The organism is Azonexus sp. IMCC34842, assembly GCF_050368855.1.
GTDB lineage: Bacteria > Pseudomonadota > Gammaproteobacteria > Burkholderiales > Rhodocyclaceae > Azonexus > Azonexus denitrificans_A.
This window is the reverse complement of sequence record NZ_CP178449.1, coordinates 3444615-3469679: the sequence shown is the minus strand read 5'-3', so window position 1 is coordinate 3469679 and position 25065 is coordinate 3444615. Positions and strand designations below refer to the sequence as shown.

General features: G+C 64.4%; 25 protein-coding genes. 10 read left to right on the top strand and 15 right to left on the bottom strand.

The genetic code is table 11. The features are described from left to right. Window positions 1-83 precede the first annotated feature (83 nt). The 3 genes from prfA to grxD are packed head-to-tail and all read left to right on the top strand — an operon-like array spanning window position 84 to window position 2317. The gene (gene prfA / locus ACLIKD_RS16400; RefSeq protein WP_428825893.1) at window positions 84-1166 is read left to right on the top strand and encodes a peptide chain release factor 1; all 1083 of its coding nucleotides are present in this window, start codon (window positions 84-86) and stop codon (window positions 1164-1166) included. 2 nt (window positions 1167-1168) lie between these two features. Beyond that, window positions 1169-1981, top strand: coding sequence for a peptide chain release factor N(5)-glutamine methyltransferase (gene prmC / locus ACLIKD_RS16395; RefSeq protein ID WP_428825892.1), 813 nt, complete (start codon window positions 1169-1171; stop codon window positions 1979-1981). Between the two features lie 12 nt (window positions 1982-1993). Then, window positions 1994-2317, top strand: a complete 324-nt coding sequence (gene grxD / locus ACLIKD_RS16390) for a Grx4 family monothiol glutaredoxin (protein ID WP_226417310.1) — start codon at window positions 1994-1996, stop codon at window positions 2315-2317. Window positions 2318-2381: 64 nt separating this feature from the next. Here the strand turns inward: grxD and ACLIKD_RS16385 are convergent, their stop codons facing one another. The 3 genes from ACLIKD_RS16385 to argH all read right to left on the bottom strand — a co-directional run bounded on the left by ACLIKD_RS16385 (window position 2382) and on the right by argH (window position 5589). Further along, window positions 2382-2759: an OsmC family protein gene (locus tag ACLIKD_RS16385; protein ID WP_428825891.1), complete on the bottom strand. Its 378-nt coding sequence runs from the start codon at window positions 2757-2759 to the stop codon at window positions 2382-2384. Window positions 2760-2892: 133 nt separating this feature from the next. Further along, window positions 2893-4173, bottom strand: a complete 1281-nt coding sequence (locus tag ACLIKD_RS16380; protein ID WP_428825890.1) for a protein kinase domain-containing protein — start codon at window positions 4171-4173, stop codon at window positions 2893-2895. Between the two features lie 30 nt (window positions 4174-4203). Further along, window positions 4204-5589: an argininosuccinate lyase gene (argH, locus tag ACLIKD_RS16375; protein WP_428825889.1), complete on the bottom strand. Its 1386-nt coding sequence runs from the start codon at window positions 5587-5589 to the stop codon at window positions 4204-4206. 58 nt (window positions 5590-5647) lie between these two features. On the opposite strand from argH, the gene ACLIKD_RS16370 reads away from it, so the two are divergent. Both ACLIKD_RS16370 and ACLIKD_RS16365 read left to right on the top strand, forming a co-directional pair. Continuing rightward, window positions 5648-6661, top strand: coding sequence for a sensor histidine kinase (locus ACLIKD_RS16370; protein WP_428825888.1), 1014 nt, complete (start codon window positions 5648-5650; stop codon window positions 6659-6661). Then, complete coding sequence (locus tag ACLIKD_RS16365) at window positions 6640-7416, top strand: LytR/AlgR family response regulator transcription factor (protein ID WP_428825887.1); 777 nt, start codon at window positions 6640-6642, stop codon at window positions 7414-7416. The genes ACLIKD_RS16370 and ACLIKD_RS16365 overlap by 22 nt, the downstream gene beginning before the upstream one ends. Before the next feature lie 6 nt (window positions 7417-7422). Here the strand turns inward: ACLIKD_RS16365 and ACLIKD_RS16360 are convergent, their stop codons facing one another. The 3 genes from ACLIKD_RS16360 to ACLIKD_RS16350 all read right to left on the bottom strand — a co-directional run bounded on the left by ACLIKD_RS16360 (window position 7423) and on the right by ACLIKD_RS16350 (window position 11445). After that, entirely contained in the window at window positions 7423-7971 is a 549-nt protein-coding gene (locus tag ACLIKD_RS16360; RefSeq protein WP_428825886.1) for a response regulator, read from the bottom strand. A gap of 152 nt (window positions 7972-8123) precedes the next feature. Next, a complete protein-coding gene (pepN, locus tag ACLIKD_RS16355; protein WP_428825885.1) occupies window positions 8124-10730 on the bottom strand; it encodes an aminopeptidase N in 2607 nt (868 codons plus the stop codon). Between the two features lie 64 nt (window positions 10731-10794). Beyond that, entirely contained in the window at window positions 10795-11445 is a 651-nt protein-coding gene (locus ACLIKD_RS16350; protein ID WP_428825884.1) for a methyltransferase domain-containing protein, read from the bottom strand. Window positions 11446-11487: 42 nt separating this feature from the next. Between ACLIKD_RS16350 and hemC the strand changes: the two genes are divergently transcribed. From hemC to ACLIKD_RS16325, 5 genes are read left to right on the top strand one after another with little or no spacing between them, the layout of a single operon-like run. Then, window positions 11488-12423, top strand: coding sequence for a hydroxymethylbilane synthase (gene hemC, locus ACLIKD_RS16345; protein ID WP_428825883.1), 936 nt, complete (start codon window positions 11488-11490; stop codon window positions 12421-12423). Further along, complete coding sequence (locus ACLIKD_RS16340) at window positions 12420-13202, top strand: uroporphyrinogen-III synthase (protein WP_428825882.1); 783 nt, start codon at window positions 12420-12422, stop codon at window positions 13200-13202. Before hemC ends, ACLIKD_RS16340 begins: the two co-directional genes overlap by 4 nt. Window positions 13203-13234: 32 nt before the next feature. After that, window positions 13235-14245 (top strand): uroporphyrinogen-III C-methyltransferase, encoded by a 1011-nt coding sequence (locus ACLIKD_RS16335; protein ID WP_428825881.1) that lies wholly within the window; start codon window positions 13235-13237, stop codon window positions 14243-14245. After that, window positions 14242-15426, top strand: a complete 1185-nt coding sequence (locus tag ACLIKD_RS16330; protein ID WP_428825880.1) for a heme biosynthesis protein HemY — start codon at window positions 14242-14244, stop codon at window positions 15424-15426. The genes ACLIKD_RS16335 and ACLIKD_RS16330 overlap by 4 nt, the downstream gene beginning before the upstream one ends. Before the next feature lie 27 nt (window positions 15427-15453). Further along, window positions 15454-15693, top strand: a complete 240-nt coding sequence (locus ACLIKD_RS16325) for a hypothetical protein (protein ID WP_226417297.1) — start codon at window positions 15454-15456, stop codon at window positions 15691-15693. Here the strand turns inward: ACLIKD_RS16325 and hemF are convergent, their stop codons facing one another. From hemF to murU, 9 genes are all read right to left on the bottom strand, one after another. Beyond that, window positions 15694-16590: an oxygen-dependent coproporphyrinogen oxidase gene (gene hemF / locus ACLIKD_RS16320; RefSeq protein ID WP_428825879.1), complete on the bottom strand. Its 897-nt coding sequence runs from the start codon at window positions 16588-16590 to the stop codon at window positions 15694-15696. Window positions 16591-16653: 63 nt separating this feature from the next. Beyond that, window positions 16654-17931: a phosphoribosylamine--glycine ligase gene (gene purD, locus ACLIKD_RS16315; protein ID WP_428825878.1), complete on the bottom strand. Its 1278-nt coding sequence runs from the start codon at window positions 17929-17931 to the stop codon at window positions 16654-16656. Between the two features lie 82 nt (window positions 17932-18013). Beyond that, entirely contained in the window at window positions 18014-19606 is a 1593-nt protein-coding gene (gene purH, locus ACLIKD_RS16310) for a bifunctional phosphoribosylaminoimidazolecarboxamide formyltransferase/IMP cyclohydrolase (protein ID WP_428825877.1), read from the bottom strand. Window positions 19607-19702: 96 nt separating this feature from the next. Then, window positions 19703-19939, bottom strand: a complete 237-nt coding sequence (locus ACLIKD_RS16305; RefSeq protein ID WP_226417293.1) for a Fis family transcriptional regulator — start codon at window positions 19937-19939, stop codon at window positions 19703-19705. Then, on the bottom strand, window positions 19936-20952 hold the full coding sequence (gene dusB, locus ACLIKD_RS16300; protein WP_428825876.1) for a tRNA dihydrouridine synthase DusB: 1017 nt from the start codon (window positions 20950-20952) through the stop codon (window positions 19936-19938). The genes ACLIKD_RS16305 and dusB overlap by 4 nt, the downstream gene beginning before the upstream one ends. A 68-nt stretch (window positions 20953-21020) precedes the next feature. After that, complete coding sequence (locus ACLIKD_RS16295; RefSeq protein ID WP_428828352.1) at window positions 21021-21902, bottom strand: 1,4-dihydroxy-2-naphthoate polyprenyltransferase; 882 nt, start codon at window positions 21900-21902, stop codon at window positions 21021-21023. Next, window positions 21899-23044 carry an FAD-dependent monooxygenase gene (locus ACLIKD_RS16290; RefSeq protein ID WP_428825875.1) on the bottom strand — a complete coding sequence of 382 codons (1146 nt, stop codon included), beginning with the start codon at window positions 23042-23044 and terminating at the stop codon, window positions 21899-21901. Before ACLIKD_RS16290 ends, ACLIKD_RS16295 begins: the two co-directional genes overlap by 4 nt. Beyond that, window positions 23037-24335, bottom strand: a complete 1299-nt coding sequence (locus tag ACLIKD_RS16285; RefSeq protein ID WP_428825874.1) for an aminopeptidase P N-terminal domain-containing protein — start codon at window positions 24333-24335, stop codon at window positions 23037-23039. The genes ACLIKD_RS16290 and ACLIKD_RS16285 overlap by 8 nt, the downstream gene beginning before the upstream one ends. Next, window positions 24332-25003 (bottom strand): N-acetylmuramate alpha-1-phosphate uridylyltransferase MurU, encoded by a 672-nt coding sequence (gene murU / locus ACLIKD_RS16280; protein ID WP_428825873.1) that lies wholly within the window; start codon window positions 25001-25003, stop codon window positions 24332-24334. Before murU ends, ACLIKD_RS16285 begins: the two co-directional genes overlap by 4 nt. Window positions 25004-25065: the final 62 nt, after the last annotated feature.

The window sequence follows — 25065 nt, the reverse complement described above, 5'->3', positions numbered from 1 at the left end:
GGCAACGCCGTTCATCGCCGACGACAGGTGTTCTCGGGTACCATAACGCCCCCTTGAACCATTTAGCCGGCCGACCATCAGAAATGAAATCGAGCATCCGCCAAAAACTCGAGCTGCTGGTCGACCGTCTCGATGAAATCGACCGCATGCTCTCGGCGCCCAGTACCGCCAACGACATGGACCAGTTCCGCAAACTGTCGCGCGAGCGCGCCGAACTGGAGCCGGTGATCATCCAGTTCACCACTTTCCGCCAGGCCGAGAACGATCTGGCCGAAGCCGAGGCGATGCTCGCCGACCCCGACATGCGCGACTTCGCCGCGGAGGAAATGGCGGCCGCCAAGGCCCGCTTGCCCGAGCTGGAAATCGAATTGCAGAAGTTGCTGCTGCCGAAAGACCCCAACGACGAACGCAGCGTGCTGCTGGAAATCCGGGCCGGGACTGGCGGCGATGAGTCGGCGTTGTTTGCCGGCGATCTTTTCCGGATGTATTCGCGCTATGCCGAGCGCCAGCGCTGGCAGGTTGAAGTGCTGTCGGCCAGCGAATCGGAACTCGGCGGCTACCGCGAAATCATCTGCCGGATCGGCGGCAATGGCGCCTATTCCCGTCTCAAGTTCGAGTCGGGTGGCCATCGCGTGCAGCGCGTGCCGGAAACCGAAACCCAGGGCCGCATCCATACCTCGGCTTGTACCGTGGCGATCATGCCGGAAGTCGATGAGGTCGAAGACGTCAATCTCAACCCGGCCGACCTGCGCATCGATACTTTCCGCGCCTCCGGCGCCGGCGGTCAGCACATCAACAAGACCGATTCGGCGGTACGCATCACCCATCTGCCGACCGGCATCGTCGCCGAGTGCCAGGACGGCCGCTCGCAGCATGCCAACAAGGCTTCGGCGATGAAGGTGCTGGCGGCCCGCATCAAGGACGTCCAGGTGCGCGCCCAGCAGGCTCATATCTCGAGCACCCGGAAGAGCCTGATCGGTTCCGGCGACCGTTCCGAGCGCATCCGCACCTACAACTTCCCGCAAGGCCGGATCACCGACCACCGCATCAACCTGACGCTGTACAAGATCGCCGCGATCATGGACGGCGACATGGACGAACTGCTCGGCGCGCTGGCCGCCGAACACCAGGCCGACCTGCTGGCCGAACTGGCCGAGCAAAACTGAGCATGACCCTCGGCGAGGCTCTGGCCGCCGCTCGGCAGAAGATCGACCGGCTCGACGCCCGGCTGCTGCTGCAATACGCCACCGGTTGCAGCCATGCCGATTTGCTGGCGCGGCCGGAAACGCCGCTCATTGCCCCGGCCTATGCGCAATTCGCGGCATGGGTCGAGCGCCGGGCGGCCGGCGAACCGCTGGCTTATCTGGTCGGCGAGGCCGAATTCCGCGGTCGCGTCTTCCAGGTTTCGCCGGCAGTGCTGATTCCGCGGCCGGAAACCGAAGTCCTGATCGAACTGGCGCTCGACAAGCTGCGCGGCCTCGCGGCGCCACGGGTGCTCGATCTCGGCACCGGGTCCGGCATCCTCGCCATTTCGCTGGCCCTCGAATGCACGGCGGCTAAGCTGGTTGCCGTCGATGTCTCGCCCGAGGCGCTGTCCGTCGCCCGTACCAATGCCGGCCATTTGGCGGCACCGGTCGATTTCCGGGCTGGCGACTGGTTTGCGCCGGTGGCCGGCGAGCGCTTCGACCTGATCGTTGCGAATCCGCCCTATGTCGCCGGCGGCGACCCGCATCTCGTCCTTAACGGTTTGCCGTTCGAGCCGCAGCTGGCGCTGACCGATGGGGCCGATGGGCTGTCCTGTATCCGCCAGATTGTCGCCGGCGCGCCGGCGCATCTGCACGCCGGCGGCTGGCTGCTTTTCGAGCACGGTTACGACCAGGGCGAGGCCAGCCGGAACTTATTAACCGATGGCGCGTTCAAAGCGACATTCACTCATCGCGACCTGTCCGGCATCGACCGTGTTTCAGGCGCTTCCCTGTAATCTGGAGAAATCATGTCCGACGTGCAGCAACGCATTCACGAAACCGTTACCAACAATCCCGTGGTCCTCTACATGAAAGGCGACGCGCGTTTTCCGCAATGCGGTTTTTCGGCAACCGCCGTGCAAATCCTGAAAGCCTGCGGGGTCAATGACTTCGTCACGGTCAACGTGCTGGCCGATGAGGAAATCCGCAATGGCGTCAAGGAATACGCCAACTGGCCGACCATTCCGCAACTCTACGTCAAGGGCGAGTTCGTCGGCGGTTGCGACATCATGAAAGAGATGTACCAGGCCGGCGAAATGCAGAAATTGCTGGAAGACGTCGCCCAGGCCTGATCTGCGCTGCCGAAATGAAAAAGGCCCACCAGTCCGGTGGGCCTTTTTCATGGCAATCCGGTTTTTACACTTCGGCGGCCGAGAACTCGATGTTTGGGCCTTCGGCAACGATTTCCTTGACCGCACAATGGGCAATGCTGTCGAGTACCGTGGCCTTCTGCTCGGCGGTGAAACGTTCGGGGAAGCGCACCTCGGTCTTGAACTTGCCGAGGGTCAGCGGGCCGCCGCTGCCGGCGAATGGCTTGCAGTTGATTTCGATGCCTTCGGCTGCTACGCCCAGCTCCTTGCAGGCTTTCTTGGCAAAGACGGCAGCGCAGGCAGCGAGCGAAGCGTAGAACGCCTCCAGCGGATTCATCAACGAACCGTTTACGGAATAATCGGCAGCGTGCTTGCCGGCGCTGACGTGGATAAGTGGCGTGTTGTCGATAACGGTTGAGTACATGCGGTTCGTCCTGGGTTTGGTTTTTTTGCCATCGTGGCCGGGCTTCTTGGTATCGATGCCCATGTATATATTAATACTCTAATATACTAACGTGCAATTGCTGCCGCACTTGCCGTGCCGCAAGCCGGCGGATTCAGGCCGTTGCCAGCCGCTGGTTGGCCAGCGCCAGGCGGGCGGCCAGCACCTCGAGGAAGCCTTGGTAGAAATGCATGCGGCAGGCTTCTGAGGCCTTGTGCAGTGCTTCGCCGCGTACCGTGATGATGTCGGCTGCGCTGAGTGCCGTGATGTCGGCGGCGCGCAATTGGGCCGGTCGGCTGATCACCGCCATCTCGCCGAAGCAGTCGCCTTTGGTCAAAACATTGAGCGTTTTGCCGCCCTTGCTGACCTTGAGCTGGCCATCGGCCAGGAAACAGAAAAAGTCGCCGGGTTCGCCGTCGTGGATGATCACGCTGCCCGGCGTGGCGCGCTGCCAGTGCGAGAAACGCAGGACTTCCCAGATTTCGACATCGCTGAAATGGGCGAAGAAGGGCAGGGCTCGCAGGATGCCGAATTTTTCGGTATCGGCGAACTCGCCAGTGGTCTTTTGCAACTGGCGCTTGCGCACGGCCCGGGCCAGATCGTGGGCGAAGGGCTCCCAGCCCGGGTAGCGCTCGTCGCGCTCGCGGGTCATTGCCCGGCCGACGATCTCGTCGAGCACCGGCGGCAGGCCAGGGCGCAGGCTCGATGGCGTGGGCGCCGGGCTGTGGATGATCTGGTAGACCATGTTGAACTGGTTGTCGGCCTCGAACGGCAGGCGGCCGGTCAGTAGCTGAAACATCACGACGCCGAGCGAATAGATGTCGGTTCGATGGTCGAGCGGCAATTCCAGTATCTGTTCCGGCGACATATAGGCCGGCGAGCCGATGCCCGAGACCTGGGTGCGCTCATTGTGGCCATTGGTGATGGCGGCGCCGAAATCGGTAATCTTGATGCCCGACTCGCCGCTCAGCAGGATATTGGCCGGCTTGATGTCGCGGTGCGTTATGCCCTGCCGATGCGCGAAATCGAGCGCCCGGCTGCATTTGAAGATCAGTTCGACAACGCGGTCGACCTCAAGCAGCCGGCCGGGCCGGGCGTGCTCGTCGAGCGTGCCGCCGGCGACGTATTCCATGACGATGTAGCAGAGCTTTTCGGCGACCACGGCATCGTAGATCTGGACGATGTGCGGGTGCTTCAATTTGCCGACCAGCGAGGCTTCGTTCAGGAACAGGTTGGTGTACAGCTTGCCTTTATTGGCATCGCTCAGGATTTCCGGCGTCGCCACCTTGATCGCCACGTCACGCTGGGCGAAAGGGTCGCGACCGAGATAGACGGTGCTGCTCGCCCCTTCGCCAAGCTTCTTGAAAAGCTCGTATTTGCCGAGCTTTCTGATCATCGCCTGGTGCCAGCCTTTGCTTTTATGGCATTACAGGCGCTTGCGGGCCCGGGCGATGGCCGCCCGGACCTGCTCCGGCGCCGTACCGCCGATGTGGTTGCGCGAGGCCAGCGAGCCTTCGACGGTCAATACCGTGAACACGTCGGATTCGACCTGCGGGCAGAAGGCGCGCAACTCGTCGAGCGTCAGCTGCGGCAGATCGACGCCTTTCTGCTCGGCGGCCTTGACGGCGTGGCCGACCGCTTCGTGCGCGTCGCGGAAGGGCAGGCCCTTCTTGACCAGGTAGTCGGCCAGGTCGGTGGCCGTGGCGAACCCCTGGGTCAGGGCGGCCTTCATCGCCTCCGGCTTGACTGTGATGCCGCCGGCCATGTCGGCGAAGATGCGCAGCGTATCGGTCACGGTGTCGACGGCGTCGAACAGCGGTTCCTTGTCTTCCTGATTGTCCTTGTTGTAGGCCAGCGGCTGCGACTTCATCAGGGTCAGCAGACTGATCAGCTGGCCGTACACGCGGCCGGTCTTGCCGCGCGCCAGTTCCGGCACGTCCGGGTTCTTCTTCTGCGGCATGATCGACGAGCCGGTGCAGAAGCGGTCGGCGATCTGGATGAAGCCGACGCGCGGGCTCATCCACAGCACCAGTTCCTCCGACAGACGACTGATGTGCATCATCAGGACCGCGCAGGCGGCGGTGAATTCGATGGCGAAGTCGCGATCCGAGACGGCGTCCAGCGAGTTTTCGCAGACGCCCTCGAAGCCCAGTTCGGCGGCGACGAATTCGCGGTCGATCGGGTAGGTCGTGCCGGCCAGCGCGGCGGCGCCGAGCGGCAGGCGGTTGGTGCGCTTGCGGGCATCAACGAAGCGCTCGGCATCGCGGCCGAACATTTCGAAATAAGCCAGCACGTGATGACCGAAAGTCACCGGCTGGGCGACCTGCATGTGCGTGAAGCCGGGCATCGGGGTGGCCGCTTCCTTTTCGGCCAGATCGACCAGTGCCGAGCGGAAAGCCTTGATCAGCACCAGGATGTCGTCGATCGCGTCGCGCAGGTAGAGGCGGATGTCGGTCGCTACCTGGTCGTTGCGCGAGCGCCCGGTGTGCAGGCGCTTGCCGGCATCGCCGACCAGCGCGGTCAGGCGCTTTTCGATATTGAGGTGCACATCTTCGAGATCAAGCGACCATTCGAAATTGCCGGCTTCGATCTCGCGCTGCACCGTTTCCATGCCGCTGACGATATCGGTATGGTCGGCGGCGCTGATGATGCCCTGCCTGGCCAGCATCTTGGCGTGGGCCAGCGAACCGCGAATGTCCTGGCGCCACATCCGCTGGTCGAAATCGACCGAAGCGGTATAGCGTTTGACGAGATCGGAAACCGGCTCGGAGAAGCGGCCGGCCCAAGTGTATTGCGTGGCGTTGGAAGTCATGACTCTGGTCTAGAATGGGGCAGTTAAGCGAAGAATTGAACGAAAACTCGCACGAAGAATGACAAGTATACGGCACTTTCCCGCGACACATCCGCTGCCCGACTGGCGTAATTTTGGCGTGATGCTGCGCGTGCTGCTCGGCGTCAATGCCATGGCGCTGCTCGCGGCGCTCGTTCTGGCGCCCGATCTGGGCGGCTGGCTGAGTGCCTACGTCGAACTGGCGGCGGTCGTCGAGCCGTGCCTGCTGATCTCTCTAGGCCTCCTGTCTATCTTGCGCGATGTCTTGTGGCGTCTGCCGTTGCGGCTCGGCCAGGGAGGCGTGCTGCTGCTCGCCGGGGCCTTGGCGTTCGCCCTCTACGGCTACTGGCAGTCGCTGCTCGCCGCCGAGGGCGGCAGCGCCTGGCGGGCAGGCTTGCTGGCGGTGGCGGCGGCCGGTCTGCTGCTCGGTTATTTCGAGTTGCGCGCCGCGGCCTTTTCGCCGGCCCAGGCCGAAGCCCGGCTGGCGGCATTGAATGCCCGCATCCGGCCGCATTTCCTGTTCAATTCGCTGAATGCCGTCCTGTCGCTGATCCGGGCCCGGCCGCAGCAGGCCGAGGAGGCGCTCGAGTCGCTGTCCGACCTGTTTCGCGCGGCTATGCGCGATCCGGGCGAGCTGGTCAGCCTGGCCGACGAGATCGCCCTCGGCAAGCAGTATCTGGCGTTGGAGAAATTGCGGCTGGGTGATCGCCTGGTGGTCGACTGGCAGGTCGGCGAGGTTGCGCTGAACCTGCCGATCCCGCCGCTGATGCTGCAACCGCTGCTGGAAAATGCCGTCTATCACGGCATTGAACCGGCTGCCGAAGGCGGCACCGTGCGCATTTCGATAGACCAGCAGGGCGACGAACTGCACATCGCCATCGCCAACCCGACCGCCGGTCAGGTCCAGCATGCCGCCGGCAACCAGATTGCCGTCGCCAACATCCGCGAACGACTGGCCTTGTATTACGATCTGGAAGCCCGGCTGGAGATCGTTGCCGGCGAGAAAACTTACGAGGTTCGGATCGCCCTGCCATGTCCCAAGACCGCCCGCTGAAAATACTGTTGGTCGATGACGAGCCGCTGGCCCGCCAACGCCTGCGCACGCTGCTCGGAGATATCGCCCTGCAGTTGCCGAGCGAAGTCGTTGGCGAAGCGGGTAATGGCCTGGCTGCTCTGGCCTTCCTGCGCGAGCAGGCGGTCGATGTCGTGCTGGCCGATATCCGCATGCCGGCCATGGACGGCATCGAACTGGCTGGCCACCTCGGGGCCTTCGAGCATCCGCCGGCGGTCATCTTCACGACGGCCTACGACAACTATGCGGTTCAGGCTTTCGATCTCAATGCCGTCGATTACCTGCTCAAGCCGGTGCGGACCCAGCGCTTGCTGACCGCCCTGCAGAAAGCCCGCGGGGCGCCGCGTCCCGCGCCCGAGCTGCTGGCCGGCATCGGCCGCGCCGTGCGCGGCGGCGGCCGGACGCATCTGTCCTGCCACGAGCGCGGCCGGCTGTTGCTGGTGCCGGTGGCGGAGGTGCTCTACTTCAAGGCGGATCTGAAATACGTCACCGCCCGTACCGTCGAGCGCGAATATCTGCTCGACGAGGCTTTGACCCATCTCGAAAACGAATTCGCCGAGCGCTTCATCCGCTTGCATCGGGCCGTGCTGGTCGGCAAATCGGCGTTGGCCGGTTTCGAGAAAGCCGTCGATGACGACGCCGATGCCTACGGCTGGGCGCTGCTGCGCGGCCTACCCGAGAAACTGCCGGTCAGTCGGCGGCAGTGGGCGGCCGCCAAGGCGCTGGTGGTTAGCTGAAGTGCTTCAGCAACCGGCGGCCACCACCGGCGGCGGCTCACTGGGGCGAACGGCACGACGCGGCACGAGTTGGTCGTCGAGCAAGCGTTCGATGCGGAAAAAAACCTCATGGCGCGAGAACGGCTTCTTCATGAAATCGTCGGCCCCGATGCGCGCTCCGAAGAACTGCTCCATGGCTTGTTCGTTGCCGCTCATCATGATGACCGGCGTTTCGCGTGTCCGCGGGTCGCGGCGGATGGCGCGCAGGGCGGCAAAGCCGTTCATGCCGGGCAGCATGATGTCGAGAAAGATCAGTTCCGGTTGATGCTCCTGCAGCAGCACCAGACCGGTTTCGGCATCGAGTGCTTCGAGCGTTTCGTAGCCGGCTGAACGGAGGAATTTCTTGAGCACCGTGACGATCGTCTTCGAGTCATCGATGATCAGCACGCGGGTGCCTTCGCGAGCATCGACCCGTTGCCGGCGGCGCCGTTCGGCGGCGGCCTGTTCGGACGGCGCGACGGTAGAGGCCGGCATATTGCGTCCAAGCAGGGCCTTCAGTTGTTCAAGTATTCCCACGACCACCTCTTCAATCGACTGCCATGTTGCCGGTCGGATGCTGGCGCAACCCGGCGCTGCCTGAAATTTAAAAGGTCATCCGCGGCGCCCGGCCGAGAATGACCTTTGCATTTTATCGAAGGTTTTCGTTTGTCAGCGTGAATTATTTCCGTTCAGGACGATGCGGCGTCGCCCAGTAGCTTGCTGGTCACCTCGAAGACATCGCCCGACAGGCCGGGTCGCTTCCTGATTTGTTCCAGGGCAAGGCGGGCATGAGCCTGGCGGCCGCTATCGAATTTCCGCCAGCGGTCGAAACTGCGGACCAGCCGCGAGGCAACTTGCGGGTTCATCGCGTCCAGCTCGCTGATGCGCTCGGCCATGAAGCGGTAGCCGCTGCCGTCGGCGGCATTGAAGCGCACCAGATTGGCGCCGAAATTGCGGATCAGCGAATAGACCTTGTTCGGGTTGCTCAGCTCGAAAGCCGGATGGCTGGTCAGGCTCTTGACGGTTTCCAGCGTGTTCGCCAGGCGGCTGCCCGATTGGGCGGCCAGCCATTTGTCGACGACCAGCGCTTCATGCTGCCAGCGCTGGTAGAAATCGGCCAGCACCGTCAGGCGCTCGCTGCACTCGGTCTGCGCCAAGGCGGCCAGGGCAGCAAACTGGTCGGTCATGTTGTCGGCCTGCTCGTATTGCTGCAGCGCCAGCTGGCGAACGGCGGCACTGTTCAGTTCGAGCAGGTAGCCGAGGCAGGTATTGCGCAAGGCACGGCGCCCGGCTTCGTCGGCCGTCGACTGGTAGGAGCCGGAGGGGGCGAGGGCGGCGTAGGTGGCGCGCAGCTCGCCTTCCAGTTGCTCGGCCAGATGGCGGCGCAGACCGTTGCGGGCGGCGTGCAACGCATCCGGATCGACTTCGGCGAGTGCTTCGGCCAGAGTCGCTTCGCCGGGCAGGCTGAGCGCTTCGGCGACGAAGGCGCTGCCGCGTGTGGCATGTTGCCCGAGCAGGCGGCGAATCGCGTCGACGAAGCTGGCCGGCCAGTTCGGTGCCAGACCGTCGGCAAGGCGCGCGGTAGCTGCGAGGATCAGTTGGGAAGCTAGGCGCTGGCCGGCCTCCCAGGCGTTGAACGGATCGCTTTCGAAACTCAGCAGGTGGCTCAGTTGCTGCTCCGTGTAGGCGAAATCGAGGACGACCGGCGCCGAGAAGTCGCGGAGCAGCGAGGGCACCGGTTCGCTGGCGATGCCGTCGAAAGTGAATTGCTGCGTCGTTTCGGTCAGCTGCAGCGTCTTTTCGCTGCCCGGAATGATCTGGCCGGCGGCATCGAACAGCGCGACGCGCAGCGGGATCAGATAAGGCGCGGCATCGCTGGCGCGCGGGTTGGACTGAGTAAAGCTCAGCGTGTAGCGGCAGTTGGGCGCGTCGAAGCTGCCGCTCGCGGCAATGTGTGGCGTGCCCGGCTGCTTGTACCAGCGCATGAATTGGCTGAAATCGAAGCCGCTGGCGGCGCTCATCGCCGCGACGAAGTCCTCGCAGGTCACCGCCTGGCCGTCGTGGCGGCGGAAATATTCGTCCATGCCGGCACGGAAGCCGTCGCGGCCGATCAGGGTCTGGATCATGCGGATGACTTCAGCGCCCTTTTCATAGACCGTCGAGGTGTAGAAATTGTTGATCTCGACGAAACTGCTCGGCCGGATCGGGTGCGCCATCGGCCCGGCGTCTTCCGGGAATTGGGCGGCGCGCAGGCCGCGCACTTCGCGGATGCGGGCGGTCTGGCGATTGTGCAGGTCGGCGCCGAATTCCTGGTCGCGGAAGACGGTCAGGCCTTCCTTCAGCGACAGCTGGAACCAGTCGCGGCAGGTCACCCGGTTGCCGGTCCAGTTGTGGAAATACTCATGGGCGACGACGCGGTCGATGTTCTCGAAATCGACATCGGTCGCCACGTCGCTGCGGGCCAGTACGTACTTGGTGTTGAAGATGTTGAGGCCCTTGTTCTCCATGGCGCCCATGTTGAAGTCGCCGACGGCGACGATCATGTAATGGTCGAGGTCGCATTCGAGGCCGAAGCGCTCCTCGTCCCACTTCATGGATTTTTGCAGCGCGGCCATGGCGTGCGGGCACTGGTCGAGCTTGCCCGGCTCGACGTAGATGGCGAGTTGCACGGTGCGACCGGAAGCGGTCTTGAAGCTGTCGAACAGGCCATCCAGCTTGCCGGCGACGACGGCGAACAGGTAGCAGGGCTTGCGGAACGGATCGCCCCAGCGCGCCCAGTGGCGGCCGTCGGCCTCGTCGCCGGCGGCCAGCGGGTTGCCGTTGGCGAGCAGCACGGGGAGCGCCGCCTTGTCGGCGTGCAGGGTCACCGTGTAGGTCGACATGACGTCCGGCCGGTCGAGAAACCAGGTGATGCGGCGGAAACCCTGTGCCTCGCACTGTGTGAAATAGCCGTCCTTGGAACGGTACATGCCGGAAAGGCGGGTGTTCTTGTCGGGGTTGATGCGAACCACCGTCTGCAGCGTGAATTGGGCCGGTACGCTGGCGATGGTCAATTGCGTAGCGCTTAGCGTGTAGTCCACCGGCTGGCCGTCCACGCTGACGGCAATGGTTTCCAGTTCGTCGCCATCGAGGATCAGCGGTTGATCGGCGACCGCCGGATTGCGGCGGATGGCCAGCGTCGCGGTGACCGTCGTCGCCCCCGGATGGATGTCGAGATCGAGATCGACGGTGTCCACCAGGTAGGCAGGAACGGTGTAGTCCTTGAGGTAAACGGTCTGCGGGGTATCGGTTTTCATTGTTTGACGGTGCGTGGGGAGTAAGCGTCCGATGATACGCCAAACCCGAAGGGGGCCGAATTGGCTAGCGCCGCTGCCAGACCTGCCAGCGTTCCCGGCCGGCAAATACCGGAATCGAATCGGCGACTGGGCTATCGGCGAGGCGCAGGAAGTTGGGGCTCAGCAAATCATCGAGTTGTTCCGGCAGGATGCCGAAGGGCGGCCCTTTGGCTTGATCGCAGAGGAAAAAGAAGCCGGCCAGCCGGCCGCCCGAAGGCAGCAGTTCGGCGACGCGCCTGGCCCAGTCGGCCCACAGTTTGCGCGGCAGGGCGCAGAGAAAGGCGCGTTCGTAGAGCAGGGCGTAGGGGGCGGCGCGCGTGAAGGTGAAAAAGTCGGCGCACAGCAGGTCCACTGCCCCCGGCGCGAAGCGCCCGTGGCTCGCCGCAGCGTCGAGAATCTCGCGGGCGGTGGCGACGGCAACCGGCGAGAAGTCGAGCGCCGTCACCGGCCAGCCGCGTTCGGCCAGATGGGCTGCCTCCCAGGCACTGCCGCACCCCGGGATCAGCGTGTTCAACGGGCCGGGTTGCTCGGCGACGAATTGGGCAAAGGCGGCCGGCACGGAGCCGGCATCCCAGGGAGTAAGGCCGTCGCCAAAGCGCTTGCACCAGAAGTCCGGATGTTCCGGACGCTGTTCCGGCGGCTTGATCTGGGTCGAAGTGGGGGCCTGGTCGCTCATGCTAAGATTGCCCCCCTCGAAAACTTTGCTGCCTGACGCCCCATGCCTGCTCCCTCGAAGATAGTCATCGCCTCCCGCGAATCCCGCTTGGCCATGTGGCAGGCTGTTCATGTGCAGGGCCGTCTGGCGAGTCTAAATCCGGGAGCCGAAGTTGTCATTCTCGGCATGACCACCAAGGGCGACCAGATTCTCGACCGGCCGCTCGCCGAAATCGGCGGCAAGGGGCTGTTCATCAAGGAACTGGAAGTGGCGATGGAGGAAGGACGGGCCCATCTCGCCGTGCATTCGATGAAGGATGTGCCGATGGTGATGCCGGAAGGCTTCGTGCTGGCCGCCATCTCAGCCCGCGAAAATCCTTGCGATGCCTTTGTCTCGAACAAGTTTGCCGGTCTCGACGAGCTGCCGGCCGGCGCCGTCGTCGGCACCTCCAGTCTGCGCCGCGAAGCCATCCTGCGTGCAAAGTATCCGCAGCTGGTCATCAAGAGCTTGCGCGGCAACCTCGATACCCGCCTGCGCAAGCTCGATGCCGGTGAATACGATGCGATCATCCTTGCCGCCGCCGGTTTGATCCGGCTCGGCCTGGAAACCCGCATCAAATCGGTGTTGACCGCTGAACAGTCGCTGCCGGCCCCCGGTCAGGGCGCCCTCGGCATCGAACTGGTGGCCGGTGCGGCTGACATGGCGCCGGTCGTCGCGCCGTTGAACGATCCGGAAACGGCGCACTGCGTCAAGGCCGAGCGCGCCTTCTCGCGTGCCCTCGGGGGCAGTTGCCAGGTGCCGCTGGGCGGCTACGCGATCATCGAGAGCGGTCAGCTCTGGCTGCGCGGCTTTGTTGCCACGGCGGACGGCAAGGAGATGGTCAGCGCCGAACTGCGCGGCAATCCGGCCGACGACGAAGCGCTTGGCCGCCAGCTCGCCGAGCAACTGCGGGCGCAAGGCGCCGATGCCATTCTGGAACAGCTCGCCCACTGCCGATGAGCGCTAGCGGCCCGCTGGCCGGCCGGACCATTGTGGTCACCCGGCCGGTCGCCCAAGCTGGGGCGCTGGCCGAGGCGATCGTTGCGGCCGGTGGCCAGCCGCTGATTTTTCCCTTGCTCGAGATCTCCCCGGCCGCCGATCCGCAACCCCTGCGCGAGGCCGTGGCGCGGCTCGCCGATTACGGGCTGGCCATTTTCATCAGCCCGAATGCTGTCGACCATGCACTGCCGTCCATTCTGGCGCACGGTCCCTGGCCCGCCGCGCTGATTCCCGCCGCGGTCGGCCAGGGTACGGTCAAGGCGCTGCTGGCCCACGGCATTGCCGGTTGCCTGGCACCGCGCCGGCAGTTCGATTCGGAAGCCCTGCTCGCCTTGCCGGAACTGGCCGCCGAGCACATTACCGGCCGGCGGGTCGCCATTTTTCGCGGCGATGGCGGGCGTGAGTTGCTGGCCGAGACGCTGCGCGCGCGCGGCGCCGAAGTCGATTGCATCACCTGCTACCGGCGCCGCGGTCCGTCCGTCAGCCCGGCGCCATTGCTCAATGCCTGGCGGGCCGGCCGACTCGATGCGCTGACGGTATCGAGTAGCGAGGGCCTGCGTTACCTGGTTGACTGCCTGGATGCCGAAGGCCGGCGCTTTCTGCAAACCACTCCGCTGTTCGTCCCGCATGCCCGGATTGTCGAGAGCGCCCGGGCTTTGGGTTTAAACAACATTATCCTGACGGAAGCAGCCGACAGCGGCATCATGGCCGGCTTAGGTGCTTATAATTGGGCAGCATGATGCCCGACAATAATAATCTCCCCGCTGCGAACGTGACCCCAAGCTCATCATCCCCGACCAGGTCCGCCTGGCAAAATCCCTGGCTGTTCGTCGCCCTCGCAGCCCTTGCGCTGGCCGGCTGGCAATGGCTGGAAACCCGCCAGCAACTGAACAACGTGCAGCAGGAAGTGGCCCGTCGTCTGGCCGAATCCGAAGCCGGCAACAAGGAAGACCGTGGCGCCCAGAAGCAGTTGCTGGCCCAGGTCGCGGATTTGCAGGCCAAGCTCGGCGCTCTGGATGGCAAGCTGGCCGAATTCCAGGGGCAGAGCGAAACCTTGCAGTCGTTCTATCAGGAGATGGCGCGCAGCCGTGAGGAAGCGACGCTGCTTGAAGTCGAGCAGGCAGTCACGCTGGCCGGACAACAACTGCAACTGGCCGGCAATGTGCCGGTCGCCGTGCTCGCGCTGCAGACGGCCGATGCCCGTCTGGCCCGCCTCGACCGGCCGCAATACATGCCGCTGCGCAAGGCGCTGGCTAAGGATCTGGCGCAACTGACCGGGCTGCCCTTCGTCGATGTGCCGGGCATCAGCCTGCGTCTCGAACAGGTCGTCGCCGGGATCGACAAGCTGCCGCTCGCCGCCTATGGCCGCCCCGTCGAGTCGTCCGAAAATCCGCCGGCCGGTAACGTGTTGCCCTGGTGGCAACGCTCGGGCGGCGAAATATGGCAGGAGCTCAAGGGCCTGGTGCGGATCCAGCGTTTCGATCGGGAAGAGCCGGTTCTGATCGCGCCGGGGCAGAGTTTCTTCCTCCGCGAAAATCTCAAATTGCGTCTGCTGAATGCCCGTCTGGCGCTGCTGTCGCGCGATCAATGGACTTTTCGCAACGAATTGAAGGTCTCCCAGCAATGGCTGACGCGCCATTTCGTCGCCGACGACAAGGCGGTGCAGGCGGCCCAGGCCACTTTGCGCCAGATGTCGGCGACCGAAATCAACGTCGAACTGCCCAGCCTGAATCAGAGCCAGACAGCACTGCGTAACGTGCGGACCGGCAAGGAAAAGCCGTGAGAGGCCTGTTCTGGGTCTTGGCGCTGTTTGCGCTGGCGGTGGCCGTTGCCCTCGGCGCCCGGCTGAACGACGGTTATGTGCTGCTGGTCTTCCCGCCGTGGCGGGCGGAAGTTACGCTGAACCTGTTCATTCTGGCGCTGCTCGGCCTGTTCTTCGTGCTTTACCTCGGCATGCGCGGCATGGCGCTGACTTTCGGTCTGCCGCAACGGGTCCGCCAGTATCGCGAGAATCGGCAGCGCGAACGGAGCAGCCTGGTATTCCAGGATGCGGTGCGCCTGCTGTTCGAGGGGCGCTTCGGCCAGGCCCTGAAGAAAGCTGCCGAAGCGCATGCCGCCGGCACGGCGCCCGGCTTGTCCGCCTTGATTGCGGCGCGCGCCGCACAGCGCATGCGCGAATCGGAAAAGCAGCAGGGTTGGATGGCGCGGGCCAAGATCGACGATCCGCGCACCGAAGCGGCAACCTTGATGCTCGAAGCCGAGATGATGAATGAAGCACGGCGTTTTGCCGATGCGCTGGCTGCGCTCGACAAACTGCAGGGCAAGCAGGGCCGCCACATCGCCGCCCTTCGCCTGGAATTGCGGGCGCGCCAGGGGCTGGGCGACTGGGACGGCGTACTCAAACTGGCCCGGCAACTGGTCAAGCGCGATGCGCTGCCCGCCGAAGTTGTCGGAGAGGTCAGGACGCAGGCGCATCTCGGCAACATCGCCAAGCGGGCTGCCGATCTCGGGCAACTGACCAGCTATTTGCGCGCCTTGCCGGTCGACGAGCGGGGGCGGCGTGTCGTTCTCGCCGCCGCCAGAGCTTTACTGGCGCTGGGCGCCGAGGCCGAGGCCCAGCAGCTGATCGAAGCAGTCCTCGACGCCGCGACGGACGATCTCTGGCAGCCCGAACTGGTTGCCATCTATGGTCGCCTGGCGGGCGAGGGGCTGACCTTGCGCATTGCCAAGGCCGAAGCCTGGCTCAGGAAGCATCCGGACGATGCCCGCCTGCTCAAGGCGCTCGGCCGGATGTGCTTGCGCCAGCGGCTGTGGGGCAAGGCACAGAGTTACCTGGAGGCGTCGCTGGCAGTCCAGCCGACGCCGGAAGCGCATCTCGAACTGGCCCGTCTGTGCGACCAGCTGGAGCGTACCGAAGAAGCGAACAAACATTACCGGGCCAGTGCTTTACTCGAGGTGAGTTGAGCGCTGCATGCGGGGGCGGAGGGGAAAATGCTGAATATCGACATGCGCAAGATCTATAACTTTTACCCCATCGAGCCGGCGCCCGATCCCGCTGGTTTGCCGACCGGCGGCGATATCTACTACGAATGCCTGGATTGCTCGGCGGTGATCAATTCGGTGCCGCATATCAAGGCGCTCTGCGTCTGCGGCAACCTGCAGGGCAGTGGCGGCCTGCTCCAGGTGGAAAACCCGGAACGGGTCCGGGTGGTCAGAGGCAAACTCAAGTAATCAGACCCATTCGGTCGGCTTGAGGAAAACTTCGTAAAGCTCGGCTTCCGGCGTGCCGGCCGCCGGCTGCCAGTCGTAGCGCCACTTGACGATAGGCGGCAGCGACATCAGGATTGATTCGGTGCGGCCGCCCGATTGCAGGCCGAACAGCGTGCCGCGATCCCAGACCAGGTTGAACTCGACGTAACGGCCACGGCGGTAGGCCTGGAAGTCGCGTTCGCGCTCGCTGTAAGGCATGGCGCGGCGTTTGGCGAGCACCGGCAGGTAGGCTTCGCTGAAAGCATTGCCGACCGCCTGGGTCAGATCGAAGCAGCGCGCGAAGCCGCCTTCGCTCAGGTCGTCGAAGAAGATACCGCCGACGCCGCGCGGCTCGTTGCGGTGTTTCAGGAAGAAGTACTCGTCGCACCATTTCTTGTACTTCGGATAGACCTCGTCGCCGAAGGGGGCGAGGGCATCCTTGCAGGTCTGGTGGAAATGGACGACATCTTCCCGTTGGCCATAGTAGGGCGTCATGTCCATGCCGCCACCGAACCACCAGACATCCTCTTCGCCTGCCTTGCTGGCAACGAAGCAGCGGACGTTCATGTGCGCCGTCGGGCAGTACGGGTTGCGCGGGTGGAGGACCAGCGAGACGCCCATCGCCTCCCAGGCGCGCCCGGCCAGTTGCGGGCGGACGGCGGTGGCCGAGGCGGGCAGCGAGGCGCCGGTGACGTGCGAAAAGTTGACGCCGCCGCGCTCGAAGAAATCGCCTTCCTCGATCAGCCGCGAAATACCGCCGCCGCCTTCCGGGCGCTGCCAGCTGTCGGTGCGGAATGCTTGACCATCGAAGGCTTCGAGGTCGGCGACGATGCGGTTTTGCAGGCCGGTGAAAAATTCCTTGAGGCGGGTGGTGTCCATAAAATCTCCGGGGTAAAAAAACGGGCGGTCATGGCCGCCCGTGTTGTTCGAATGATGCCGAGTTCAGCGGCTGAGCGCGCGGTGCCCGATATCCTGGCGGAACTGCATGCCGTCGAAGTGGATCTGGGCCGCACATTCATAAGCCAGTTTCTGCGCCAGCTTGATGTTTTCGCCGAGTGCCGTGACGCACAACACGCGCCCGCCGTTGGTCACCACCTTGTCGTCCTGCCTGGCCGTGCCGGCGTGGAAGACGTGGGCGCCTTCGCCGAAGCTGTTGCCGGTCGGCAGGCCGGCGATCGGATCACCCTTGCGCGGGGTGTTCGGGTAGTTGGCGGCGGCCAGCACGACGCCGAGAGCGACGCGGCGATCCCATTCGGCCTCTATCTGGTCGAGTGTGCCATCGATGCCGTGTTCCAACAGGTCGACGAAATCGGACTTCAAGCGCATCAGGATCGGCTGGGTTTCCGGGTCGCCCATCCGGCAGTTGAATTCCAGCGTCTTGACCGAACCATCCTTGCCGATCATCAGGCCGGCGTAGAGGAAGCCGGTGAACGGGATGCCGTCGGCCGCCATGCCACGCACGGTCGGCAGGATGATTTCGCGCATCGCCTTGGCGTGCACTTCCGGGGTGACCACCGGGGCGGGCGAATAGGCGCCCATGCCGCCGGTGTTGGGGCCGGTGTCGCCGTCGCCGATACGCTTGTGGTCCTGGCTGGAGGCGAGGGCCAACACGTTCTTGCCATCGACCATGACGATGAAGCTGGCTTCCTCGCCATCGAGGAACTCCTCGATGACGACGCGGGCGCCAGCTTCGCCCAGCTTGTTGCCGGACAGCATGTCATCGATCGCGGCGTGCGCTTCGGCCAGATCCATCGCCACGACGACGCCCTTGCCGGCAGCCAGGCCGTCGGCCTTGATGACGATCGGGGCGCCTTGCTGGTCGATGTAGGCGTGGGCTGCGGCGGCCTCGGTGAAGGTGCCGAAAGCGGCCGTCGGGATGTTGTGGCGGGCCATGAAGCGCTTGGCGAAATCCTTCGAGGACTCCAGCTGCGCGGCTTCCTTGGTCGGGCCGAAAATCTTCAGGCCACGGGCCCGGAAGACATTGACCACGCCGGCGGCCAGCGGCGCTTCCGGGCCGACCAGGGTGAGATGGATCTTGTTCTGCTCGGCGAAATCAGCCAGCGCCTGCGGATCGGTGATGTCGATGTTTTCCAGCTCGTGCTCGCGCGCCGTGCCGGCATTGCCGGGGGCGACATAAACCTTCTGCAGACCGGGCGTCTGGGCCAGGCGCCAGGCCATGGCGTGCTCGCGGCCGCCGGAACCGATTACCAGTAGTTTCATTTGCTAGTTCCTAGTCGTTAGTTATTAGTCGGGAGCGATTAGTGAGCGCGTGCTGCTAGCAACTAACGACTCGCGACTGCTTTTAGTGACGGAAGTGACGGTTGCCGGTAAAGACCATGGCCAGACCATGCTCGTCGGCGGCGGCGATGACTTCTTCGTCACGCATCGAACCGCCCGGCTGGATCACCGCCTTGGCGCCGGCTGCGGCCAGCACGTCGACGCCGTCGCGGAACGGGAAGAAGGCATCCGAAGCGACCACCGAGCCCTTGAGTTCGAGGCCGGCGTGCTGCGCCTTGATGCTGGCGATCTTGGTCGAATCGACGCGGCTCATCTGGCCGGCGCCGACCCCGAGCGTCATGCCGTTGCCGCAGAAGACGATGGCGTTGGACTTGACGAATTTGGCGACGCGCTCGGCGAACAGCAGGTCTTCGATCTGCTGGGCGGTCGGCTGCACCTTGGTGACCACCTTCAGGCCGGAAGCCTGGGCGGTGAAGTTGTCCGGGGTCTGGACCAGCAGGCCACCACCGACGCGCTTGTATTCGAACGCATTGAGTTCGCGGGAGAGCGGCACGACCAGCACGCGCAAGTTGGTCTTGCCGGCCAGCGCGGCCTTGGCTTCGGCGGTGAAGGACGGAGCGATCAGGACTTCGACGAAGTGCTTGCGTTCGTTCATGGCGTTCACGACATCCATGCCGACTTCGCCGTTGAAGGCGATGATGCCGCCGAAAGCCGAGGTCGAATCGGTCTTGAAGGCCTTTTCGTAGGCGGCGAGCAGCGTGCCATCAATGGCCACACCGCACGGGTTGGCATGCTTGACGATGACGCAGGCCGGGACGTCGAAGGTCTTGACGCATTCCCAGGCGGCATCGGAGTCGCCGATGTTGTTGTAGGACAGTTCCTTGCCCTGCAGCTGGCTGTAGGCGGCGATGCTGCCGGCGACCGGGTTGGTGTCGCGGTAGAAAGCGGCGGACTGGTGCGAGTTTTCGCCGTAACGCAGGGTTTCGACGCGATCGAAAGCCAGTTGCAGCTTGGCCGGGAAGATCGAGGGCGCCGGGGCAGCCGCCTCCGGCTTGGCTTCGGCGCCGTCATCAAGACCGGTCAGCCAGTTGGCGATCATGCTGTCGTAGCGGGCGGTATGGGTGAAGGCCTTCTTGGCCAGGCCGAAACGGGTGGCCAGTTGCAGCGCGCCGCCATTGGCTTGCATCTCGGCGAGCAGCGGGGCGTAATCTTCCGGATCGGTGACGATCGCGACGCCGGCGTAATTCTTGGCCGAGGAGCGGACCATGGCCGGGCCGCCGATGTCGATGTTCTCGATCGCGTCTTCCAGCGTCACACCGGCCTTGGCGATGGTCGCGGCGAACGGGTAGAGATTGACGCAGACCAGGTCAATGGTCGGAATGCCGTGCGCTTCGATGGTTGCCAGGTGTTCCGGCAGATCGCGGCGGGCCAGGATGCCGCCGTGCACCTTCGGGTGCAGCGTCTTGACGCGGCCGTCGAGCATTTCCGGGAAGCCGGTGTAGTCGCCGATCTCGGTAACGCTCAGGCCGGCGTCGCGTAGCATCTTGGCGGTACCTCCGGTGGACAGCAGCTTGACGCCTTGCGCGGCGAGGCCCTGGGCGAATTCGAGGACGCCGGTTTTATCGGAAACGGAAATCAGTGCTTGCTTGATGGACATGTTAGTCGGTAGTAGTTAGTTGTTAGTCGGTAGCTGGAAATTGCGGGGTGCCAGGTTTTAGTCGTTAGCTAATAACTAAGGACTAATGTCCAGCAACTACAGCAACTGGTGTTCGGTGAGCTTTTTGCGCAGGGTGTTGCGGTTGATGCCGAGCATGTCGGAGGCTAGCGTCTGGTTGCCGCCCGCCTTGGCGAGGACGACTTCGAGCATTGGCTTTTCGACGCTTTTCAGCACCATGTCATAGATTGCGCAGGGTTTTTCGCCATCGAGATCGCGAAAATACTGCTCGAGTGCCCCCAGCACGCAAGCGGATATGTCTTGTTGTTGGCTCATGCTGCCAACGCCTCCTCTGAAATATATTTAAGATGTTCGTGCGCTTCTGCCTGTTGGAGGAAGAAGTTATTTACCGCCTGCATCTGTTGATCGATGCTGGGAAGTACATTCATTTCCTTGCGGAAGGCCGCTGAGCCGACCAGCCCCTTGGTGTACCAGGAGATGTGCTTGCGGGCGACCTTGAAGCCGGTTTCCGGGCCGTAGAAGTCGTACAGGTCGACCAGATGGGCCTTGAGGATTTCGTGAATCTCGCTGACCCTGGCCGGCGGCAGATGCTCGCCGGTGTTCAGGTAATGCTCGATTTCGCGGAACAGCCAGGGGCGGCCCTGGGCGGCGCGGCCGATCATGATGCCGTCGGCGCCGGTCACGTCGAGCACGTGCCGGGCTTTTTCCGGGCTGGTGATGTCGCCGTTGGCGATGACCGGGATCTTGATCAGGGTCTTGACCATGGCGATGGTGTCGTACTCGGCTTCGCCGGTGTATTGCTGGCAGCGCGTCCGGCCATGGATGGCGACGGCGCGGACGCCGGCACTTTCGGCAATGCGGGCAATGGTCGGCGCGTTGCGGTTGGCCAGGTTCCAGCCGGTGCGGAATTTCAGCGTCACCGGAGTGTTCGGGATGGCGGCCACCACCGCGTCGAGGATCTGGCCGACCAGCAGTTCGTCCTGCATCAGCGCCGAACCGGCCATCACGTTGCAGATTTTCTTGGCCGGGCAACCCATGTTGATGTCGATGATCTGCGCCCCGTTATCCACGTTGTGGCGGGCCGCCTCGGCCATCATCTTCGGATCGGCGCCGGCGATCTGGACTGAAATCGGCGCCACTTCCCCTTCGTGATTGGCCCGGCGCAAGGTCTTGGCGCTGCCATAGAGCAGCGAGTTCGAGGTGACCATTTCGGAGACGGCCAGACCGGCCCCCATTTTTTTGCACAACTGCCGGAAAGGACGATCCGTCACGCCGGCCATGGGGGCGACGAACAGATTGTTGCGAAGCTGAAATCCGACAAAGTCCATGGGCGATCAGGTGGCGGGCACATCAAGGGAGGTCGCGCATTTTACCCGAGTCGGCGCCTAAAAAATAGTCAAATCGTCAAGGCGAGGGTTAACAGCAGGGCGAAAATAAGTTGCAATCCGGCCGTCATGGCCAGGATGGTGTTGAACACCGCTCCGGGCGCGGTCTGGCGGAAACGGCGGATCAATTTGAGGGCCAGCGGCAGCGACAGCAGCGGCAAGCCGGCCAGCCAGCCGAGACTCGGCGCGAGCAGCGGCAGCAGGGCATAGGGGGCGAGCATTTCAACAGTGTAAATCCGTTTGGTCGCCGCCCGGCCAAGCTGCACGGCCAGCGTGTTCTTGCCGCTGCGGGCATCGCCATCGCGGTCGCGGTAATTGTTGACGGTGATCACCGCCGCCGCATGCACCCCGACCAGGCTGGCGGCGAGCAGCGCGATGGGCGTCAGGCTCAGGGTTTGCAGGTAGTAGCTGCCACCGACGGCAACCAGACCGAAAAAAATCCACACGAAGACTTCGCCGAACGGCCCGTAGGCAATCGGTTTCGGCCCGCCGGTATAAGCCCAGCCGGCAGCCAGCGAAGCAAGCCCGATGACGACGATGGGCAGGCCGCCATGCCAGACGAGGTAAATGCCGCAGAGAAAGGCCAGGGCGAACGACAGCCAGGCGCCGCTCTTGACCTTGCTCGGGGTCAGCCAGCCTTCCGCCGTGGCCCGCTTGGGGCCAAGACGATCCGGTGTGTCGGTGCCGCGCAGGAAATCGCCGACATCGTTGAACAGGTTGGTGCCGATCTGGATGAAGGCGGCGCCGAGCGCGGCGGCCAGCAACGGCAGCCAGAGCACCTGGCTGGTGTCGTGCCAGGCCACGGCGGTGCCGACGAGTACTGGTGACAGCGAGACCGAAAGGGTTTTCGGGCGGCAGGCGAGGAACCAGGCGTGCAGCCGCCCGGGGGTCATGGCCAAGCCCGGGCGCCCCAGATCATCCGTTTGGCGACGAAATGGCGGGCCGGCGGACAGAGGTCAAGGGCCAGCAGGCCGAGGCCACGGGCCAGCTTGAGCGGGCCGCAGTCGTTGGAGAAAGCGCGGACGATCCGGTCGGTGAACAGAGCGCTGCCCCGGCGATCAAGGCGCCGGCTGGCGGCGTAGGCGGCCAGGCTGGCCTGGTCGAGGCCGTTGTTGAGCAATGTTTCGGCGAGTTGCCAGGCGTCGCGGATGCCGAGATTGAAACCCTGGCCGGAAACCGGGTGCAGGGTTTGCGCCGTATTGCCGATCCACACTTCGTGGCCCTCGACCAGCGTATCGCGCAGGCGCAGGGCGAGCGGGAAGCGGCTGCGCGGGCCGGGCCGGGCAAAGCGCAGGCGTTGGCCGAACTGCTTTTGCAGGGCGGCGGTGAAGGCGCTGTCGTCCATCGCCATCACGGCATCGGCCTTGGCCGGCGGCAGCGTGAACACCACCGAGTATTCGTCGCCGAGCGGCAGCAGGGCGAGCGGGCCGTCCGGCGTGAAGCGTTCCCAGGCGCGCTGGCCGTGCCCCGGTTGCGGCGTGATTTCGGCAATCACCGCATGCTGGTCGTAGTCGCTGACCGTGATGGCCGGGTCGTCGCCCGGCGTGCCTTCGGCGTGCACCAGCAGCTTGGTCCGGAGCGTGCGCAAGCTTCCGGCCTGGCGGATGCTGACTGTAACGTGCTCGTCGCCCGGATCAATGGCAAGCACTTCGACTCCGTCGAGCCGGGCGGTGGGCGCCAGTTGCCCGGCCAGTGCGGCGGCGAGGTCGCGGTAGCGGACGACGTAGCCGAGCGCCGGCAGGGCGTAATCGGTGCGGTTGATCAGCGTCCGGCCGAAACCGTCCTTTTGCGAAACGTGGATCGTTTCGATCGGCGTTGCGGCCCGCGTTGGCCAGGCGTTGATCTGTTCCAGCAACTGGCGGGCGCCGTGCGCCAAGGCGAGGGCGCGCGGGTCGTCCTGGGCCGAGTTCGGCGAGTTACGGTCGATGAGCAATGACGGCTGGCCGCCGGCCGCCAGCGCCAGATGCAGCGTCATGCCGACCGGGCCGGCGCCGATGATCAGGATGTCGATGTCGGTGACGACCGGTTCAGTCATGGCGCATCACTTCCTCGATTTCGGCGATGCTTTTCGGCGCCGTGGTGAAAACGCTACAACCGCTTTCCGTGACGCGGACGTCGTCCTCGATGCGGATGCCGATACCGGCCAGGGCCGGCCGAATGTCGTCGGCGGGACGGATGTACAGCCCGGGTTCGACGGTCAGGGTCATGCCGGGCTGCAAGGTGGTCCAGGCGTCGCCAACCTTGTACTCGCCGGCATCGTGCACGTCGAGGCCGAGCCAGTGGCCGGTCCGGTGCATATAGAAGCGCTTGTAGTCGCCTTTTTCGATCAGGTTGTCGAGATCGCCGCTCAATAGTTTGAGGTCGACCAGGCCGCGGGTCAGCACGCGCACGGCGGCCTCGTGGCCTTCCATGAAGTGGCGGCCGGGGGCGGTGGCGGCGATGGCGGCGGTCTGCGCGGCGAGGACGATTTCGTACACGTCCTTCTGCGCCGCGTTGAAGCGGCCATTGACCGGGAAAGTCCGGGTAATGTCGGCGGCGTAGCCGGCGACTTCGCAGCCGGCGTCGATCAGGACCAGGGTGTTGTCGTTGAGCACCTTGTCGTTGGATACGTAATGCAGCACGCAGGCATTGGCGCCGCCAGCGACGATCGGCGTGTAGGCGTGGGCGTCGGCGCCGCGCTTGCGGAATTCGTAGCTCAGTTCGGCTTCCAGTTCGTATTCCGCCATGCCGGGGCGGCAGGCGTGCATGGCGCGGGCGTGGCCGGCGCTGGCGATGTCGGCTGAGCGTTGCTGGATGTCAGCCTCGGCACTGTCCTTGACCAGCCGCATCGCGTCGAGTTCGGCGCGTAGGTCGTGGATGGCCCGGGGCGCCCGTTTGCCGGCCCGGGTCTGGGCGCGGACTTCGTTGAGTGCCTTGGCGATCCGGCCGTCCCATTCAGCATCGTGGCCGATGGCGTGCCACAGCGTGTCGCGGTCGACGAGGAATTCGGCCAGCTTCTTGTCGAGTTGCTCGATCGGATAGGCGGCATCGAAACCAAAAGCGGCCTTGGCGGCTTTCGGGCCATAGCGGTAGCCGTCCCAGATTTCCCGCTCTTCATGCTTTTCGCGGCAGAACAGGATGGATTTCGGCTTCTTGCCGCCAATTAGCACGACCACCGCTTCCGGTTCGGGGAAGCCGCTCAGGTACCAGAAGTAGCTGTCGAAACGGTAGAGGTGGTGGGCGTCGCGATTGCGAATGACTTCCGGCGCGGTCGGCACGATGGCGACGCCGTCGCCGATGATTTTCAGCAGGCGTTGGCGACGGGCGATGAAATGGGCGTGACTCATGCGTTCCTCAATTCCTTATCCAGTTCCGCCAGGCGTTGCGGCGTCCCTACGTCGACCCAGCGGCCGGCGTGACGTTCCCCGCTGAGTGTTCCGGCGGCGATCGCGGCGTCGAGCAGCGGGCGCAGTTTCATTACGGTGCCGCGCGGCACATCGGCAAAGAAAGCCGGCGAAAAAACGGCGATGCCGGCGTAGGTCAGCGTTTGCTCACCCTGGGCAAAAACGACGCGCTCGCCGTCGAGGGCGAAGTCGCCGCCGCTGTGATGCGCCGGGTTGGCGACCATCAACAGGTGGGCCGGGCGGTTGATCAGCTGACTGGCTCGGGTGAAATCCCAGTCGCAATAGATGTCGCCATTGACGACGAGAAAGGGCGCGTCGCCCAGCAGCGGCAACGCATTGGCGATGCCTCCGGCGGTTTCCAGCGCGCCCGGCGGTTCCGGCGAGTAGCGAATGCTCAGGCCCCACGCCGAACCGTCGCCCAGCGCCGCCTCGATCTGCTCGCCGAGGTGCGCGTGGTTGATGACGATCTCCCGGAATCCCGCCGCCGCCAATCGTTCCAGGTGCCAGACGATCAACGGCTTGCCGCCCGCCTGGAGCAGCGGCTTCGGCGTATGGTCGGTGAGCGGCCGCATGCGTTCGCCGCGCCCGGCGGCCAGGATGAAAGCTTTCATGTGGTAGTCGCTAGTTATTAGTCGGTAGTTATTGGTTTTTGCTAGTAGCTAACGACTAGCGA

Coding starts and splice junctions, on each gene's coding strand:
- prfA (WP_428825893.1), top strand. CDS start 84: ATGAAATCGAGCATCCGCCAAAAACTCGAGCTGCTGGTCGACCGTCTC.
- prmC (WP_428825892.1), top strand. CDS start 1,169: ATGACCCTCGGCGAGGCTCTGGCCGCCGCTCGGCAGAAGATCGACCGG.
- grxD (WP_226417310.1), top strand. CDS start 1,994: ATGTCCGACGTGCAGCAACGCATTCACGAAACCGTTACCAACAATCCC.
- ACLIKD_RS16385 (WP_428825891.1), bottom strand. CDS start 2,759: ATGTACTCAACCGTTATCGACAACACGCCACTTATCCACGTCAGCGCC.
- ACLIKD_RS16380 (WP_428825890.1), bottom strand. CDS start 4,173: ATGATCAGAAAGCTCGGCAAATACGAGCTTTTCAAGAAGCTTGGCGAA.
- argH (WP_428825889.1), bottom strand. CDS start 5,589: ATGACTTCCAACGCCACGCAATACACTTGGGCCGGCCGCTTCTCCGAG.
- ACLIKD_RS16370 (WP_428825888.1), top strand. CDS start 5,648: ATGACAAGTATACGGCACTTTCCCGCGACACATCCGCTGCCCGACTGG.
- ACLIKD_RS16365 (WP_428825887.1), top strand. CDS start 6,640: ATGTCCCAAGACCGCCCGCTGAAAATACTGTTGGTCGATGACGAGCCG.
- pepN (WP_428825885.1), bottom strand. CDS start 10,730: ATGAAAACCGATACCCCGCAGACCGTTTACCTCAAGGACTACACCGTT.
- ACLIKD_RS16350 (WP_428825884.1), bottom strand. CDS start 11,445: ATGAGCGACCAGGCCCCCACTTCGACCCAGATCAAGCCGCCGGAACAG.
- hemC (WP_428825883.1), top strand. CDS start 11,488: ATGCCTGCTCCCTCGAAGATAGTCATCGCCTCCCGCGAATCCCGCTTG.
- ACLIKD_RS16340 (WP_428825882.1), top strand. CDS start 12,420: ATGAGCGCTAGCGGCCCGCTGGCCGGCCGGACCATTGTGGTCACCCGG.
- ACLIKD_RS16325 (WP_226417297.1), top strand. CDS start 15,454: ATGCTGAATATCGACATGCGCAAGATCTATAACTTTTACCCCATCGAG.
- hemF (WP_428825879.1), bottom strand. CDS start 16,590: ATGGACACCACCCGCCTCAAGGAATTTTTCACCGGCCTGCAAAACCGC.
- purD (WP_428825878.1), bottom strand. CDS start 17,931: ATGAAACTACTGGTAATCGGTTCCGGCGGCCGCGAGCACGCCATGGCC.
- purH (WP_428825877.1), bottom strand. CDS start 19,606: ATGTCCATCAAGCAAGCACTGATTTCCGTTTCCGATAAAACCGGCGTC.
- ACLIKD_RS16305 (WP_226417293.1), bottom strand. CDS start 19,939: ATGAGCCAACAACAAGACATATCCGCTTGCGTGCTGGGGGCACTCGAG.
- dusB (WP_428825876.1), bottom strand. CDS start 20,952: ATGGACTTTGTCGGATTTCAGCTTCGCAACAATCTGTTCGTCGCCCCC.
- ACLIKD_RS16295 (WP_428828352.1), bottom strand. CDS start 21,902: ATGACCCCCGGGCGGCTGCACGCCTGGTTCCTCGCCTGCCGCCCGAAA.
- ACLIKD_RS16290 (WP_428825875.1), bottom strand. CDS start 23,044: ATGACTGAACCGGTCGTCACCGACATCGACATCCTGATCATCGGCGCC.
- ACLIKD_RS16285 (WP_428825874.1), bottom strand. CDS start 24,335: ATGAGTCACGCCCATTTCATCGCCCGTCGCCAACGCCTGCTGAAAATC.
- murU (WP_428825873.1), bottom strand. CDS start 25,003: ATGAAAGCTTTCATCCTGGCCGCCGGGCGCGGCGAACGCATGCGGCCG.